The sequence below is a fragment of the Chryseobacterium sp. MEBOG07 genome, from assembly GCF_021869745.1.
Taxonomy (GTDB): Bacteria; Bacteroidota; Bacteroidia; order Flavobacteriales; family Weeksellaceae; genus Chryseobacterium; species Chryseobacterium viscerum.
The window spans coordinates 4,450,385-4,466,024 of record NZ_CP084579.1 but is presented as its reverse complement, the minus strand read 5'-3'; the positions used below and the strand labels follow the sequence as shown (position 1 = coordinate 4,466,024).

The following is a 15,640-nucleotide window of genomic DNA, read 5'->3' as shown; positions in this document are numbered from 1 at the left end:
TAAAAATAAGCGACCGAAGGTCGCTTATTTTATTGTTTTTTATTAAGGAGATATTGCCCTTGCATTACATTTATTGTAAATTGAATTAAATCTTTTTGTATTTGAAAATCATTAGGAATTAGAAACTCATCCGGTTTTCTTTTTTGATTTATTTGTTTAAATGATTTAACCAAGTCTTTCAAATCTTCTTTTGAGTCATCTTTGAAAGTATAGTAAAACATCTGATTAAAGTACTTGAAATTACTGTTTTTTAATATTTGCTGTGTCTTATCGTCATCCCATTTATTCTGTTGCGCATATTGTAAAATTATGCTTTTGCAATAATTGTAAACATAGTTTTCAAAATTTGTTACTTTAATAAGTTCATCAACAAGGACTTTTTTATCTGCGGTTATTTCTATTTTTGGAGGCGGTGGTGGTGTAAACTCTTGAGCAAGAACAAAAGAAGAAATACAAAAAGTCATAACAAATAAATATTTTTTCATAGTACAGCAATATTTTTTAGTGTTAGTATATCTTATTGGAGTATGTTTATCTAAAAGCCTGTTTAGTTTTAAAGTTTTGGATATAGGTATTAATAACATTAAAGAGAATATTTATGGTATCAGGATCCATTTTTTGAATATTGTTAATACGCTCTACGGTCTCTTTATCGAATGTAGCGTTTTCTTCTTCCCTCTGCTGGCGCGAGCGTCTCGCTCGTGTCCACAAACAAAACAAAACCACTGCGTCAGCAGTGTTTTTTTATCTCTTACTTATCAAGCAGCCTCTCAAGCCTGCTCATCATTTCATCCTTTTCTTTCAACATACGTTCATACAACGCAATTTTTTCTTCGTGAAGTTTTATTACTTGTTCAATAGGATTGAAAATAGGGTTATCATTTCTTTGATATCCAATACCATGTTCTCCAAAGGTATTCGCTATAATATTCACAGCCTGCTCCTCATCAAAATTTTGAAAAGCTTCAACAGGAATTTTTAAAACTTCGGATATTTTTTCGAGCAGTTGGTTTTCAATGGTTTCTTTTTGTTCAAGAAAAGAAATCTTCTTTTGGTTCCAGTCTTCACCTAAATCAAGAGCCAACGCTTCCTGTTTTATTCCCAGCATTTCTCTAAAACGTTTTACATTTCTTCCCTGATGTATTTTGTAGTCCATTCTTAATCAATTTGTGAAGATTCAAAGATAATACATTCTGTAAAGTAAAGGTTAAAAAATGTCCGGTAAAATATTCCTGTTATACTTATTAAAGTGTCGGGAACTATTTTATAAACTGTCTTCAATAGCTTCCGAGGTGCTTTCTGCCACTACAGTAAGTCTCCGCAGCCGCTCATTAATTTGCTGTAACCATTTCGTAAACTGTCTCCAGCCCCTTAGTCAACGGTCTCTACCCCGTTCAATAAGTGCCTGTAACCCCTTATCAAAGTGGTGGGAGCCCCTTAGGAACCACCTTTAGCCCGTTTCACAAGTCCCTATAGACCCTTGTAGAAGGGGTTGGAGCCCGTTATGATACTCCCTACAGCCCCTTATGTAACCGGGTATACCCCCTACCCAAGGGGGTAGAGGGGGTTGGTGAAGGGGGTAGTAAACGTATTTTCGGAGTAATGAAAAACAGGTCATATCGGAATATTTTAATTTCCTAACTTTGTAACAGTCAACAATAATCAAACAAATATGTCAATCACCAACGAAGATCAAATGATCGGAATGCAAAAAGTAAGTGAAGCCGTTGCCTATACTTTGAAGAAAATGATGGATTATGCTGAACCGGGCATGACCACAAAAGATCTTGATGAGTATGGCGCCAAAATTCTGGAAGATTTCGGGGCAAAGTCTGCTCCTTATCTGACCTATGGATTCCCGGGCTGGACGTGCATCAGCGTGGATAATGAATTCTGCCACGGTATTCCGACAGATCAGAGGATTTTGAAAGAAGGCGATCTGATCAATATTGATGTTTCTGCTGAGCTGGATGGATATTGGGCGGATAATGGAGGTTCTTTTGTTATTGGAAAAGATATCCACGGACATCAGCAACTGGTAGAAGCATCTAAAGATATTTTGAGAAAAGCGATCAGCAACATAAAAGGCGGAGTGAAAATCGCGGACATAGGACATTTAATGGAAACAGAAGCGAAGAAAAGAGGTCTTAAAGTTATTAAGAACCTTGCCGGCCATGGAGTAGGCAGAAGTTTACACGAGCAGCCTGATGAATTGCTGAACTACAGAAACCGTTATGATTCCAGACGTTTTAAGAAAAACTCTGTCGTGGCTATTGAAACTTTTATTTCTACCGATTCCAATATTGCTGTAGAATTAAAAGATGGCTGGACAATGGTAGGAAACAAAGGTGGGTATATGGCTCAACACGAACATACCATTGTAGTGACCGACGGAAAACCGATTATTTTAACCCAAATGAACGAAATCCTGAATTAGAAGGACGAAATATCGTTCATTGTATGCAGGATAAACCACCAAGATAGGTGTGACAATAAAAGTTTTTTTAAGGCACGAGAATTCTATCATCATTTCCTTGCTGAAAATCTTTGATTTTCTTGCGCCTTAAAAAACATATCAGGATTAAAAACTTTGTGTCTTTGCGTTAAAAACAAATAGTATTTTAACACACAAAGCTTCACTCAATCAACTTGTTGATTCCATCTTCGCTTCCTTCTATTCAATACTCACAATTAAAAACTTTGCGTTAAAAATAAAATTTTAAAACAGTAGTATCTATGACGAAAAGTCTTTCAGGATACTTTCATAATCTGGATTGAAACCATTTTCCATAGTCCCTTCCACACGATACATTTCAACATCCGTAATTCCAGTATAACTTCTGAAAACATCTTTGAGATAAGCAGAAATATAATCCGGAGCATCTTCGGTACTTCTTCCGCCGGAAGCAACAGCGAGATACACTTTTTTATCTTTAAACTGCCCCACACGGTTCCACTGTTCATTGAAAACATACGTAACTCCCGCCCGGATCAGCTGATCCAGCCATGCTTTCAAAGGGGTTGAGATTCCCAGATTAAACATAGGAGTTCCAATGACAATAATGTCAGCCTCACGTACTTCATCCACAATCGTATTGGCATACAAAAGGAGCAGTTTACTTTTTTCATCATACAATCCAGGATCTTTATAAAACTCATAGATTGACTCTTCATCTGCATACGGTGGTGCATCCTTCACCAGATTCCGTACAGTGATTTGATGATTGCTGTTTTGTTGTAAAAGCTTGTCGACGATAGCCGAACTTAGACCTTTACTGTAGGATAGACTTCCTCTCGCGCTGGCAATGATGTGCAGAATATTCTTCATACTATTTTTTGTCCTAATGACGATCTTATTTTCATCATGGGGACAAGTTCATGTAATTTTATCCGTTATAAACTCTTAAAGTATTTTACAGCTGAAAGTTTAAATTGAATTGTTAAAGACCAAATACTTTGCTATATTTATGGGATCAAACCACTTCACAAAAACGTAACCGCTATGAAAAAAGTTCTTTTACTCCTTTTGGGAATCATTATTATTCTGGCTGCTGTAGTATTGATCAAAACCTACACCTATCCATTTAAGAAAAATAATATAGGAGCAGGTGAGGGGTGGAAACCTATAAAAAATGATTCTGCCATAATGAGATTTTCGGGCGGAATAAAAATTCCTACTGTTTCTACCGGAAGTTTGGGTGAATTCAATTACGCACCGTTTGGTCAGTTCAAAACCTATTTAAAAACATCTTATCCTTTAGTATATCAGAATACAGAAAATGTTGAAGTGAACCAGTATGGATTGGTGTTCAGACTTAAAGGAAGCAATCCGTCTCTGGAACCTATTCTATTCCTTTCCCATATGGATGTTGTTCCTCCGGGAGATGCCGATATCAAAAATAATGAAGAAAACATATTCCGTCCGGATGATAAGCCGCTGGATCCTGTTGCAAAAGTATCAGAAGACTGGGAATATGCCCCTTTTTCAGGAGCGGTTGCCAATGGAAGGATCTATGGAAGAGGAGCGATAGACATGAAAGGAATGCTTTTTTCCTTAATGGAATCTATGAATTCTATGATCAAAAACAAACAGATTCCCCAGCGTGATATTTATCTGGCTTTCGGTTTTGATGAAGAAGTGGGCGGACAAAAAGGAGCAATTCAGATTGCCGATTACTTTAAGAAAAAAGGTTTGAAGTTCGATGCCGTTTATGATGAAGGGGGACTGATTATGAGAAAGGGAAATGTAGCTGGAATAGATACAGATGTTGCCGTTGTGGGGTGTGCTGAAAAAGGATTTCTTTCCGCAAAAATAAAAGTAAAAGGACTTGGCGGACATTCTTCTATGCCTCCTATGGAAAGCGCTATTGGAAAAGCCGCCGTTATTATGCAGCGTCTGGAAGATCATCAGATGAAACCTGTAATCACTCCACTCATTAAAGAGTTTTTTAACAATATTGGGGGTGAAATGCCCTTCACTACAAGAATGGCACTGGCGAATCAATGGCTGTTAAAACCTGTACTGATTTCCCAGCTTACCAAAAACAATACAACCAATGCACTGGTAAGAACAACAACTGCTCTCACTATGATGAAAGGAAGTGATGGTACCAATGTACTTTCTCCTGAAGTGGAATTTGTCGTTAATTTCAGACTCCTTCCCGGAAATTCGGTGAAAGACGTAAGAGATCATATTGCCAAAGCCACAGAAGGTTTTGATGTTGAGGTAGAAGAAATTGACAATACAAGAGAAGCTTCCGCAATTTCTCCAACCAATACAAAAGCTTTTAAATTAATTGAATCCGGAGTGAAGGAAATTCATCCCGGAGCGATTGTCACTCCATACCTTACTATGGCTGGAACGGATGCCGGTAAATATGAGATTGTGAGCAAAAACGTATACAGATTTATGCCCATTAAGATCAACAGTGCAGAACAGCAGAGCATTCACAGTACCAACGAATATCTCAGCATCGAAAACTATCTGAAAATGATTCATTATTTTGAATACATCATGAAAAACTATGATAAATAAATGAGTCAGTTTGTTTTGCTTATGAGTTTTTATTTTAGCGCGAAGATCGCTAAGATATTTTATTGTTTTTAAGTCCGATTGCAAAGGAGTTGCACTTAGCAATGTATAAACTAAGATCCTGGCTGAACAAAGTGCATTTTCGAACAAAATATAAAACGTTACCTAACAAACCTTGCGAACCTTAGCGTTAATAATGATTCATCCTTGACTTAACAATCTTTCAAATCTTTTTTACAAAAAATATATTGCGTCAAGTTTTGTCGCATTACGAGTATAGCTTTGTTATATCAAAATTACAGAGCTATGGAATTGCCATTTTACTTAAACTTTAACGACTTTGAAAGTAATTATTACGATAACCTTGAAAAATGGTTTGAAGAATATCATAACACCAGCGAAACAGATTATCTGAAAGCGCTGGCTGAACTTTACAGCCCCTATGTCTATTACAATTTTGCAGAAGACAGGTTAAAGCAGGATGCTTCCATAGAAGTTAAAGACTGCTTTTTTCCTTACCATGAGAAAATCGGAATTTCTTTCTGTATTGATTGTGAAAACGGAACTTCACCAGCCAATGGGATCCATCAGGTATTTGAATTTAAAAATATTTCGATGATGGAATATGCCCAGCATATTCTCGATAAGATCAATAAGTTTTGTTCCAAAAATGCCAATGCTCTGGATAGCAGTAAAAATATTCTGGACTATATCAATAACTATAGTATCATCACATCGGTAGAAGGGGTAGGGTTTTGTATCAGCTACAATAGACATCAGAAGGCAATTCCTTTTTTGAAGGCCTATCTTCCCTACTATGGCCAGACGGTTAATATGGCGGTATATAGAGATTTTCTTTTCTCTATTGTGCAGATTGCTGAATTCATAGATCAGAAGCTGAAAAATGTACATGCTTTTAAACATACTATTTATGCCAGTTCGAGATCAGAGGCGAAATTCAAAGTACAGATGAGCCGCCAGTTTCTGACGTTGTGCAATTAAGATCTTACGCCAAACATTCATACTTAATTATATTGCGGAAAAACTTATGTTTTTCAAACAAATCCCAGTCAGTCATGATTGGGATTTTGTTTGTATTATACTTTATGTCCTTTATAGCTTATCTTTTTCTATAAGGGATATTCCATACCACATCAGCTGCCAGATAATGAACGCCTCCATGATGAATACTTTTGCTGCCTCTGATTAGGTCATCCATATATCCTATATCTACTGTAAAAGGAGAATTGGGGATTGTGAACATATAATAAGCTGCAATACGCATTTCACGGTATCCGAATGATCCCCACTCAGAATTTGGTTCATTGAGATGACTTATAGAAAACAGAGCTTCAGCACTCAATGCCAATTTCTGATTGTTTTTAGGAGATAAATTGTAAGTCAATTGACTCTTAATACGTGTTCGCAGTTGAAAATCTTCCTCTACTTTATGAAAGTCTGCATCAAAAAACTTCCTGAATTCCTGTCGCACCGTATTTTTCAGTTTCCATTGTTGCCCAAGGTCAAAAGTGTAGGCATATCTTCCATATATTCTGAATTCCTGTTCTGTATTTTCTTTCTCATAAGGAGCCGTGCTTTCATACTGAGGCTGCCTGCGGTAGCTGATCGCATAGCTGTATTGTTGGTGAGGAGCAAAGGAATGATAAACCTCGTGATTTAAAACAATGATAGCTTGTTTTGAAAATAAATTATGGTTATCCGGACTGCTTTTTCTTCCGATGGCAACATAGCTTAAAGCCTGTTTCTTACCTAAAGAATCCAACTGTCGCTTCACTCCGAAAGCACCCCAGAATGCATTATGGGCATCTCCCAATCCAGGGGGACTGATCTGTGCCTTGATGCATGTTCCTATGCATCCTAATAAAAATAAACCTGCAAAAATTTTCTTCATGCTCAATAGTGTAGATAACTGCTTTATGATTGATTTAAAATGACTGCGAAAACATAGAGTGGATAAAAATATCATCGATACGCAGAAAGAATACTTTATCGTCCCAAATTTAGAAGCTTTGTTCATAGAATGTTTATTCAAAATCTTTTAATGCTGTTTAAAAACAAGACAAAATAAGGACCTGATTTAGGATAGAATTAGGAATAAAATAAATTGTGGATAATATGTTGATAACTTGTTAACAACTCATATAAAAGCGTTGCTTCTATAAATAAGTTAAAGCAAGAGCCCTTTTTACGACTTGGTTTACTTATTATCTCCAGGCATCAACTTAAGCACAAACTCAAGAGGATTTAAAATTTATTTAGAATAGTTCAAATTAATATTGTGGGAGAATTTGCTATTTCTTTATTTTGCACTTTTATTTATAATTATTTTAAATAAGGCTGAAAAATGATACAATCAAATGAATGTGTGCTCTCATTGGGGCATATGGCTCATTCTGGAATTACCACACGGAATGATATTGCAACCCATCACAAAATACAATCGCTTAAACGATTTCTAATCTTCTTATTCTCTTTGCTCAGTTTTACAACTCTGTATGCTCAGGATTTACAAGGCGGCATAACTGGAAAGGTGAATATGGTAGATGGGCAGCCTCTGAGAGCAATATCAGTTTCATTGTTGGAAACAGACCGCCAAACCCTGACAGATGATGATGGGAATTATCATTTTGCAAACCTTAACGCGGGAACATACACTTTAAAATTACAGATTCTTGGAAGCAAAGAAGTCCGCCTTTCTGTTGAGGTGAAAGCGGGTGAAGATACAAAGCTCGACTATCAGCTGACAAAAGAAAATATTCAGGCGATACAGGAGGTTGTCATAATGAAAAATACAAATAGATTTTCCAAAAAGGAAAGCGGATTTGTAGCAAGACTGCCGTTGAAAAATTTAGAAAATCCACAAGTCTATAACACGGTTACCAAAGAATTGTTTCAAGAACAGGTAGCTGTAGATCTTGGAAGTATTTCTAAAAATGTACCGGGAGCAGGAGTTCCTATGATTGCCAATCAGGGAAGAGTAACATTTCGTTCAAGAGGATTCGAAACAGAACCCAACGCACGAAACGGTGTAGCGGGAGCTGCATTTTCAGTAATTGATCCTGTAAATCTTGAACGTATAGAAGCTATTAAAGGGCCGTCGGCTACCTTGTTTGGAAAAAGTGTAGCCAGCAGCTATGGCGGTGTATACAATAGAGTAACGAAAAAACCTTATAATAAATTTGGTGGCGAAGTAGGCTATGTAGGAGGAAGCTGGAGTTATAACCGATTGACAGTGGATGTGAATACTCCCGTAAACAAAGACAGAACAGCTCTTTTCCGTCTTAACGCTGCAGGAACGTTTGAAAAGAGTTTTCAGGACCTTGGATTTACCAATTCTTTAGCGATTGCTCCTAGTTTTTCTTATCAGATCAATGATCGTATGTCGCTTCTTCTGGATGTGGAATTCAACCAGGCAAAGGGAACATCCGTTGTTCGTTTTAATCCTTATATAGGAAGCAATAAAACCCAGTCTATTGCGGATATGAAGTTTCCGTACTATAAAAAATTCCTGGGTGATGATCTGGCGTATGAAACACAGATGATGAACATCTTTGCTCAATTGAATTATAAAGTTTCTGAAAACTGGACCTCACAGACTATATTATCCCGCGCAAGATCTACGATCAATGGGTATATTTCTGCGATTAATGGGAAAACAGACTCTACAGCAAGTGCTCAGGTGATGGTGGGTACAACTTCGTTTATTGCAACCAATATCCAGCAGAATTTTATTGGGGATTTCCATATCGGACGTTTCAGAAACAGAATGGTTGTAGGATTGGATTATTATAACAATTCCAATCATTTTGACCGTTACCATACTAATACGAAAGTATTCAACTTTGTTCATCCTTCAGCAGATTTTAGAGTTAATCAAAATATAATTGACGCCCTTACCGCAACGTCTGCTTTCAGAAAAGAAAATAATAGTGATAATACCTACGCTGCGTATGTATCAGATGTATTCAATATCACCGACCAGCTTATGGTAATGGCCAGTTTGAGGGTAGACCGGTTTCAGTTTAAAGGAGTATATGATATCACCACAGGGGAGATCAAAGGGGGGCTGAGCAATAGTGGAACTCAATCGGGACCTTATGGACAGACGGCTCTTTCACCTAAGATGGGAATTGTTTACGAAGTATTAAAGAATAAACTTTCCTTGTTTGGAAATTATATGAATGGTTTTAATAATGTAAGCGGAGTAGATATTAATGGAAATACATTCAGACCAGAGTATGCCAATCAGTTGGAGTTTGGAGTGAAGGCAGATATTTTCAACCACCGATTGGTAGGAACATTAAGTTATTATAACATCCGTGTAGATAATATTTTAAGAACCAATCCTGATGATATCAACTATTCAATACAGGATGGAACACAGCTAAGCAAAGGAATAGAAGCTGAAATTACTGCCAATCCGTTTGATGGATTGAATATTGTAGCAGGATATGCTTATAACGACAGTAAATATACCAATGCCAATCCTTCCGTTAATGGTTTAAGACCTGCATTATCAGGACCTGCCAATATGTACAATTTTTGGATCAGCTACAGGATTTCTGAAGGTAAATTGAAAGGCCTTGGAATAGGTGGTGGTGGAAATATGGGATCATCTTCCTATCAGACCAATACACAAACGGCTAAAGTCATTATTCCTTCTTATAAAATGTTTGATTTGGGCATATTCTATGATCAGCCAAAATATAGAGTAGGACTGAAATTCGATAATATTACCAATGAAAAAGCTTGGTCTGTACGTTTGACACCTCAGGCTCCATCGCGTTTTCTTGGAAGTGTTTCTTTAAAGTTTTAAATAAGATGATAATCATTGAAAATCCCGGATCATACGTCCGGGATTTTTATTTTGTCGATTTAAAGAAGATCAGTTGATCCAGAGACAATAATTATTACGATATCGTATTTTTCCATAGGTGTTCCCCTGGAATGTTCCTGGGGTATTGTCTTGCCAGTCTTGCCTGATTACGTACAATCCCGGAAGAGTCGGTTTAAAAACGGCTTGATTATTTTCATCAATTGAAATATTCTTTTCCCAGTTTTCAGGGTTGAATATTCTGATTGGAGTTCCTTTTTCTACGGGTTTCATATTTCGATATGGAGAAACGGTGTAAACACCATTCTTTTCCTGAAGAATAATATCCATAAACTGGGTAGGGGATTCCATATTGGAATGCTGTCCAACGTGGTAATCACCACACATAAAATCAATGGGACGTACATTTTCCTGAGGGTTTTTAGAACGCAGCAGCACAGGCAGCTGATCATTCATTCCTAAAATCCTGTAGCTTCCCTCTTTATCAGGAGTGAAAGTTCCTTCCCAATGATCTCCCACCATTTGTAATTCAAGCTTTGACTTTTCTCCTTTGATGTTAAGAATATAGAATTTGAAATTCTTAATCTCATTAAATTCCGGTCCGGTAGTACGGTGGCGCTCACTAAGATCATTAATAAAGCCATAGCAGACCTGAATTTTTACAGGATCTTTTAATTTTCCCGACCCATGAATTTCCATCCAGTAAGCACTGGCTTTTGTAAGCTGGGGAACTAGAAAAATAGCTAAAAATAACAGCAAAGGAAAGGCTGTCCGTAGTTTATACATATTGATCAAATCATATTTTAATAAGCTAATGTAGTGAAAAATGGGCTATGGGAAATTTTGTTATTTAACATCAAATTGCCACAATAGTAAATACTGTGGCAATTCTGATTTATGGAACTGTGGACTGTGATTTTTAGTTTAGTTTTTTCCTGTTTTACACATAGCATCCCATGTGGTCCAAAAATGAGCATTGATCGCTCCAATAGGAGGTTTTGTGCTGTCAGCAACGATCCCTACCATAGAGGCGCAATTGGAGTTGCAGCCTATTTCATTATAACTTCCGGCCTGAGGCGGAATCTGGCGCCATGTACCGGTAGATGCACTTAATAATTCTACCTTAATATCAAAGATCCCTGAAAGATTAGGAGTGTGAATTTGCTTGGTAGGATTTTCACTTGAAATGGAATCACTCCAGTTTCCCTGTGAGAATGTAACTCTCCATGTAGAAATCATCTTGGATGTTTCGTTTTGAGGAGAAAGATATACCCAGAACTGTGCTCCGTTTCCAAGTTGCACATTGCCTGAGGAATTTGCGTTTACACTTGTAGATGTCATGTTAAGTTGGTTTTTGTGGTTATTTTATATTTCAAAGTAACAAAGAACGAAACAGATATGGTATAGTACAAATGACCAATTATTGAGTTGGGTATAAATACCTATTAAAGAAGAACGGGTAATCATTTTGTAAATGGGTAGAGATCTGCCATCAAAAAATGATAAAAAAGTAAAGAGTTTTACCCAAAAAATAAGCCTGTGCTAATGTTAGCACAGGCTTTAGTTTTCTTTGCAGAGAGGAAGGGATTCGAACCCTCGATACAGTTACCCGCATACTACCTTTCCAGGGTAGCTCCTTCAACCACTCGGACACCTCTCTTTTTGAGATTGCAAAAATAGTCTATTTTCTTTAATATCCAAATTATTCTTGCAATTTAATCTGTAATTTCTCCACAAAGGCTTCTGGTGAAATTATCGGCAAAGCTTCCGGAGTAGCTTGGGTTGTCAATAAGGTGCATTGCTTTGGTGATCGCCGTCTCCGCTGTCATATCTCTTCCGCTGATGGCACCGATTCTGGAGAAAATATTGCTGTTTTCATATTTCCCGAACGAGATACCTCCTGAAATACACTGGCTTACCACCACGATTTCAGTTCCGTTGTTTCTGATTTCCTGAAGTGTTTCCTGCGTTTTTGCACTGCTGAAAATCGTTCCGGAACCAAAAACCTGAAGAATAAGAACCTTCATTTTGGGGATCTCTTTGAAATGGCTCAGATGCATACCCGGAAAAATTCTCCAGAATAAAATATCTTCTGAAATATGTTCGTCAACATGAAATTCTACTTCAGGATCACAACGGAATAAGCTGTCTTTGATAATATTCAAATGAACTCCGGACTGTCCCAATATAGGATAATTCGGACTTGCATAGGCATCAAAATACTCAGCAGAATATTTCAAAGTTCTGTTCCCTCTTAATAATTTATATTCAAAGTAAATGGCAACTTCCTGAATGACTGCTTCATCATTTTCATAAAGGCTGGCATAATAAAGACTGGTCAGAAGATTTTCTTTGGCATCTGTTCTCAGGTCACCAATGGGAAGCTGAGATCCTGTCATAATCACGGGTTTTCTTAATCCTTTTAGCATGAAACTTAATGCTGATGCTGTATAAGACATAGTGTCTGTTCCGTGAAGAATCAGGAAACCGTCGTAGTCATTATAATTTTTATGAATATAGTTGGCGATAACTCTCCATTCTTCAGGCCCCATATCCGAAGAATCAAGCGGTGTTTCGAAAGGATGAACAAAGACTTCACATTCCATGAGTCTCATTTCAGGCATCTTTTCAAATATATTACCAAAATCAAAGGCACGGAGACTTCCGGTTTCATAATCTTTTTCCATCCCGATGGTTCCACCGGTATAGATGAGCAGGACTTTTCGCTTCATGTACTATTTTTAATTAAGAATTGGAGCCCGATTAGGGTTCATAGCCCAAAATTACGTTAATTTGCAAAGATTTGAAAATGAATGAAACGCTTACGGTGAAATTTTATGATAATAGGATGATAATCGTAGGTATTATATTAGGCTATTGAAAAAAATAACTAAATGCAGATGAGTGATTTAGCACCTACTTTTGAATATTTAAAGCAGTTTTTAACAGAAGAAAGACTGGCGAAAATTGAACATTTCTCCCAGGAAAGTTCAGATTTTGTGCTTCCGGTTGTAGAAGATGTTTATCAGTTTAGAAATGCCGCAGCTATTGTACGTTCTGTAGAGGCTTGTGGTTTTCATAAAGTAGTGGCTTTGCAGGAAGAATACAGCTTTGAACCCAATCTTCGGGTCACAAAAGGGGCAGATACCTGGGTTGAGGTCGAAAAACTTCCCCGAAATATGGAATCCTTTCAGAATATTAAAGACAGAGGATATAAAATAGTGGTGGTCTCCTTGGAAAATAATGCTAAAATGCTGCCCGAATATGAGATCACAGAACCCATTGCTTTGGTTTTCGGAACTGAAATGGAAGGTGTATCTCAGGAAATTCTGGATTTTGCAGATGAAACGCTGGCAATTCCGATGTATGGCTTTACGAGAAGTTTTAATGTGTCTGTGGCGGCTTCCATTTGTATGTATGAATTGAAACAAAAGCTTATAAAATCTGGTATTGAGTATAAATTAGATGAAGAGAAACTTTTGAGAATGAAAATCCTTTGGACGGTCAATTCTATCAGAAGCGGACAGCAGATTTTTGAAAAGTATCTGAGAGAAAATAATATTGATTGGAAATAAATAAAAAAAGGAGGTTAGCAGCCTCCTTTATTATTGTTGTCAATAGCTCGAAAACTATTTTTTTGATTTAATATCTATATCATATTGTAATAATTCCAAGCTGCTACGAAAACTCCGGCAGTTTCTGTTCTCAGTCTTTGATTTCCGAGAGATACCGCTTTTACTTTATTTTCTGCCAGAAATGCAATTTCCTTTTCAGAAAAATCACCTTCAGGTCCTATTAAAAAAGTAAGCTGTTCCAGTTGAGGAATATTTTTAAGGTCAATTCTTTCCAGATTCTCATGACAGTGCGCCACAAAAGTATGTTCCGGATCAATGTTTTTTAGGAAGTCTGTCAGCTTTACAACATCATTGATCACGGGGAAATGAAATCTCAAACTTTGCTTTGATGCAGCAATAGCCTGTTTTCTGATCTTATCAATATTGATATTTTTACGTTCCGTTTTTTCAGTTACAAGAATGGTGATCTCAGAAATGCCCATCTCTACAGCTTTTTCCACAAAAAACTCAATTCTGTCAATGTTTTTGGTCGGAGCAATAGCAATATGAAGCTTTGGATTGAATTCGGGCAGGTTTTCTTTGATCTCAGAAACTTCAATACCCGCTTTTTTACCTTCTATAAAGAGTTTTCCGGCAGCCAGCTTTCCTTTTCCATCTGTCACATGAATGTCTTCACCATCTTTCATCCGAAGAACTTTTATGATATGCAGCTGTTCTTCATCGTTGATGATTACTTTTTGATCTGCTATTTCTCCGTAAAATAATTTCATATATCCTGAGTTAAAAATGCAACTCCTGTTTTGATGGTTGTATAGATGTCTGTATCACAATCCCGATAAGAACACATAAATATTTCTTCAATCCAACTATTATTAATAAAAATCAGATTTAAGTATTCCTGCTTTCTCAAATTATTTTTAATAGACAAATAATCTCCTTCTTTGGGAGTGTAAGGAAAACTAAAAAGATGTTCAGAATTGATTGATTTTAAAATTTCTTCTTTTATATCCTGAATGTATCCTTTTTCAGAATTTGATGGAAAATAATCTAAAGAATTTTCCTGGCTATCATTTTTTCCTGTAATGGTTTCTAATACCCAATAATATTTTGAATTTTTTTTAGACTGTGTCCCCAGTATTTTTTCTTCTAAGAGTATTTTCATAAATCATATTTTGCTGTTGCTGAAGTTCTCAAATCGGTAAACTCTCCTCTCTCAAATTTGAGTTTCGCTACCATGGCGATCATTGCAGCATTATCTGTAGTATATTCGAATTTGGGAATGTAGATATCCCAGCCTAGCTTTTCTTTGTTATCTTCCATTGTTTTTCTCAGTGCAGAATTGGCAGAAACACCACCTGCAATAGCAACTTGGTTCACATGGAGATCTTTGGCTGCTTTCTCAAGTTTATTCATCAGAATTTCGATAATAGTCCTTTGTACAGAAGCACAGAGATCATTTAAATTTTCCTTAATGAAATCCGGATTTTTTCTGACTTCTTTCTGAATGAAATACAATACCGAAGTTTTAATTCCGCTGAAAGAGTAATCATAGTTTTCCAGCTTTGGCTTATTGAATGTAAAAGCGTCAGGATTTCCTTCTTTAGCAAGTCTGTCAATGATAGGTCCGGCAGGGTAGTCGAGGTCAAAAATCTTTCCGATCTTATCAAAAGCTTCTCCGGCGGCATCATCAATGGTTTTCCCGATGATTTCCATGTCAAAATAGTCTTTTACCAATACAATCATGGTATGTCCTCCGCTTACGGTAAGACATAAGAAAGGAAAGGTAGGCGGCACAGGATTTGCATCTTCGATGAAATGGGCTAAAATGTGTGCCTGAAGGTGATTTACTTCAATCAATGGAACATTAAGGCTCATAGCCAAAGACTTAGCAAATGATGTTCCTACAAGAAGAGATCCTAAAAGTCCAGGTCCACGTGTAAATCCTATAGCAGAGATAGCATTTTGTTGTATATTTGCTTTAGAAAAAGATTTTTCAACAACGGGGATAATATTTTGCTGATGGGCCCGTGAAGCTAATTCAGGAACAACACCTCCATATTCTTTGTGGATGGCCTGATTCGCGGCAATGTTTGAAAGAATAGAATTTCCCTTGATGATAGCTGCTGAGGTGTCGTCACAGGACGATTCAATACCTAAAATTATAGAGTCGCTCATAAT

The 15,640-nt window shown here is 36.9% G+C and carries 15 protein-coding genes and 1 tRNA gene; 5 read left to right on the top strand and 11 right to left on the bottom strand.

Features of this window, described 5'->3' with window-relative positions:
- Positions 1–29: 29 nt before the first annotated feature.
- Both LF886_RS20450 and LF886_RS20445 read right to left on the bottom strand, forming a co-directional pair.
- Complete coding sequence (locus tag LF886_RS20450; protein ID WP_236851373.1) at positions 30–485, bottom strand: hypothetical protein; 456 nt, start codon at positions 483–485, stop codon at positions 30–32.
- A gap of 266 nt (positions 486–751) precedes the next feature.
- Entirely contained in the window at positions 752–1,156 is a 405-nt protein-coding gene (locus tag LF886_RS20445; protein ID WP_236851372.1) for a helix-turn-helix domain-containing protein, read from the bottom strand.
- Positions 1,157–1,672: 516 nt separating this feature from the next.
- Between LF886_RS20445 and map the strand changes: the two genes are divergently transcribed.
- A complete protein-coding gene (map, locus tag LF886_RS20440; RefSeq protein WP_236851371.1) occupies positions 1,673–2,437 on the top strand; it encodes a type I methionyl aminopeptidase in 765 nt (254 codons plus the stop codon).
- 297 nt (positions 2,438–2,734) lie between these two features.
- Here the strand turns inward: map and LF886_RS20435 are convergent, their stop codons facing one another.
- Positions 2,735–3,328 (bottom strand): FMN-dependent NADH-azoreductase, encoded by a 594-nt coding sequence (locus LF886_RS20435; RefSeq protein WP_236851370.1) that lies wholly within the window; start codon positions 3,326–3,328, stop codon positions 2,735–2,737.
- Between the two features lie 174 nt (positions 3,329–3,502).
- Between LF886_RS20435 and LF886_RS20430 the strand changes: the two genes are divergently transcribed.
- Both LF886_RS20430 and LF886_RS20425 read left to right on the top strand, forming a co-directional pair.
- Complete coding sequence (locus LF886_RS20430) at positions 3,503–5,035, top strand: M20/M25/M40 family metallo-hydrolase (protein ID WP_236851369.1); 1,533 nt, start codon at positions 3,503–3,505, stop codon at positions 5,033–5,035.
- 303 nt (positions 5,036–5,338) lie between these two features.
- Entirely contained in the window at positions 5,339–6,034 is a 696-nt protein-coding gene (locus LF886_RS20425) for a hypothetical protein (RefSeq protein WP_236851368.1), read from the top strand.
- A 118-nt stretch (positions 6,035–6,152) separates the two neighbouring features.
- On the opposite strand, the gene LF886_RS20420 is transcribed toward LF886_RS20425, so the two are convergent.
- Entirely contained in the window at positions 6,153–6,944 is a 792-nt protein-coding gene (locus LF886_RS20420; RefSeq protein ID WP_236851367.1) for a DUF2490 domain-containing protein, read from the bottom strand.
- A 453-nt stretch (positions 6,945–7,397) separates the two neighbouring features.
- Here LF886_RS20420 and LF886_RS20415 point away from each other — a divergent pair, with 453 nt between their 5' ends.
- Positions 7,398–9,869 (top strand): TonB-dependent receptor, encoded by a 2,472-nt coding sequence (locus LF886_RS20415; protein WP_236851366.1) that lies wholly within the window; start codon positions 7,398–7,400, stop codon positions 9,867–9,869.
- Positions 9,870–9,938: 69 nt separating this feature from the next.
- Here the strand turns inward: LF886_RS20415 and LF886_RS20410 are convergent, their stop codons facing one another.
- The 4 genes from LF886_RS20410 to LF886_RS20395 form a co-directional block, all read right to left on the bottom strand.
- A complete protein-coding gene (locus LF886_RS20410) occupies positions 9,939–10,673 on the bottom strand; it encodes a hypothetical protein (RefSeq protein ID WP_236851365.1) in 735 nt (244 codons plus the stop codon).
- A 138-nt stretch (positions 10,674–10,811) separates the two neighbouring features.
- The gene (locus tag LF886_RS20405; protein ID WP_103231625.1) at positions 10,812–11,228 is read right to left on the bottom strand and encodes a hypothetical protein; all 417 of its coding nucleotides are present in this window, start codon (positions 11,226–11,228) and stop codon (positions 10,812–10,814) included.
- Between the two features lie 232 nt (positions 11,229–11,460).
- Positions 11,461–11,547, bottom strand: a tRNA-Ser gene (locus LF886_RS20400).
- 55 nt (positions 11,548–11,602) lie between these two features.
- Positions 11,603–12,619, bottom strand: a complete 1,017-nt coding sequence (locus tag LF886_RS20395; RefSeq protein WP_236851364.1) for an asparaginase — start codon at positions 12,617–12,619, stop codon at positions 11,603–11,605.
- Positions 12,620–12,781: 162 nt separating this feature from the next.
- Here LF886_RS20395 and LF886_RS20390 point away from each other — a divergent pair, with 162 nt between their 5' ends.
- A complete protein-coding gene (locus LF886_RS20390) occupies positions 12,782–13,462 on the top strand; it encodes a TrmH family RNA methyltransferase (protein WP_103231623.1) in 681 nt (226 codons plus the stop codon).
- Positions 13,463–13,536: 74 nt separating this feature from the next.
- On the opposite strand, the gene LF886_RS20385 is transcribed toward LF886_RS20390, so the two are convergent.
- The 3 genes from LF886_RS20385 to tsaD are packed head-to-tail and all read right to left on the bottom strand — an operon-like array spanning position 13,537 to position 15,637.
- A complete protein-coding gene (locus tag LF886_RS20385; RefSeq protein WP_236851363.1) occupies positions 13,537–14,232 on the bottom strand; it encodes an RsmE family RNA methyltransferase in 696 nt (231 codons plus the stop codon).
- The gene (locus LF886_RS20380) at positions 14,229–14,624 is read right to left on the bottom strand and encodes a hypothetical protein (protein ID WP_236851362.1); all 396 of its coding nucleotides are present in this window, start codon (positions 14,622–14,624) and stop codon (positions 14,229–14,231) included. The genes LF886_RS20385 and LF886_RS20380 overlap by 4 nt, the downstream gene beginning before the upstream one ends.
- The gene (gene tsaD / locus LF886_RS20375) at positions 14,621–15,637 is read right to left on the bottom strand and encodes a tRNA (adenosine(37)-N6)-threonylcarbamoyltransferase complex transferase subunit TsaD (RefSeq protein WP_236851361.1); all 1,017 of its coding nucleotides are present in this window, start codon (positions 15,635–15,637) and stop codon (positions 14,621–14,623) included. Before tsaD ends, LF886_RS20380 begins: the two co-directional genes overlap by 4 nt.
- Positions 15,638–15,640: the final 3 nt, after the last annotated feature.

Coding starts and splice junctions, on each gene's coding strand:
- map (WP_236851371.1), top strand. CDS start 1,673: ATGTCAATCACCAACGAAGATCAAATGATCGGAATGCAAAAAGTAAGT.
- LF886_RS20450 (WP_236851373.1), bottom strand. CDS start 485: ATGAAAAAATATTTATTTGTTATGACTTTTTGTATTTCTTCTTTTGTT.
- LF886_RS20405 (WP_103231625.1), bottom strand. CDS start 11,228: ATGACATCTACAAGTGTAAACGCAAATTCCTCAGGCAATGTGCAACTT.
- LF886_RS20445 (WP_236851372.1), bottom strand. CDS start 1,156: ATGGACTACAAAATACATCAGGGAAGAAATGTAAAACGTTTTAGAGAA.
- LF886_RS20380 (WP_236851362.1), bottom strand. CDS start 14,624: ATGAAAATACTCTTAGAAGAAAAAATACTGGGGACACAGTCTAAAAAA.
- LF886_RS20390 (WP_103231623.1), top strand. CDS start 12,782: ATGCAGATGAGTGATTTAGCACCTACTTTTGAATATTTAAAGCAGTTT.
- LF886_RS20415 (WP_236851366.1), top strand. CDS start 7,398: ATGATACAATCAAATGAATGTGTGCTCTCATTGGGGCATATGGCTCAT.
- LF886_RS20395 (WP_236851364.1), bottom strand. CDS start 12,619: ATGAAGCGAAAAGTCCTGCTCATCTATACCGGTGGAACCATCGGGATG.
- LF886_RS20420 (WP_236851367.1), bottom strand. CDS start 6,944: ATGAAGAAAATTTTTGCAGGTTTATTTTTATTAGGATGCATAGGAACA.
- tsaD (WP_236851361.1), bottom strand. CDS start 15,637: ATGAGCGACTCTATAATTTTAGGTATTGAATCGTCCTGTGACGACACC.
- LF886_RS20435 (WP_236851370.1), bottom strand. CDS start 3,328: ATGAAGAATATTCTGCACATCATTGCCAGCGCGAGAGGAAGTCTATCC.
- LF886_RS20385 (WP_236851363.1), bottom strand. CDS start 14,232: ATGAAATTATTTTACGGAGAAATAGCAGATCAAAAAGTAATCATCAAC.
- LF886_RS20410 (WP_236851365.1), bottom strand. CDS start 10,673: ATGTATAAACTACGGACAGCCTTTCCTTTGCTGTTATTTTTAGCTATT.
- LF886_RS20430 (WP_236851369.1), top strand. CDS start 3,503: ATGAAAAAAGTTCTTTTACTCCTTTTGGGAATCATTATTATTCTGGCT.
- LF886_RS20425 (WP_236851368.1), top strand. CDS start 5,339: ATGGAATTGCCATTTTACTTAAACTTTAACGACTTTGAAAGTAATTAT.